Here is a 235-nt window from a genome sequence, read left to right on the forward strand (position 1 = left end):
ATCAGCACCGTATTTTACTAATTCTAATCCTAAAGCGCTTACAGATTCGCCAACTAAAACCCCCACAACTTCTCCACCTTCTGCGACTGTTGCAGCGGCAGCAACGGCTTCAAACGATACATTTCGTAAAGATACGTCACGAACTTCACCTAATACTAATACTTTTCTAGACATATGTGTTTACCCCCTGTATACAAACTTAGTTTGGTTTTCCAGACGTTTGTTTAGATTACTT

At 40.0% G+C, this 235-nt stretch carries 1 pseudogene; it reads right to left on the minus strand.

Annotated elements, in window-relative coordinates:
• Positions 1-174 (minus strand): annotated as a pseudogene (locus RYX56_RS25335) (electron transfer flavoprotein subunit alpha/FixB family protein); the annotation flags it as partial.
• Between the last annotated feature and the right edge of the window lie 61 nt (positions 175-235).

The organism is Alkalihalophilus lindianensis (genome assembly GCF_032843265.1).
Taxonomy (GTDB): Bacteria; Bacillota; Bacilli; order Bacillales; family Bacillaceae_D; genus Alkalihalophilus; species Alkalihalophilus lindianensis.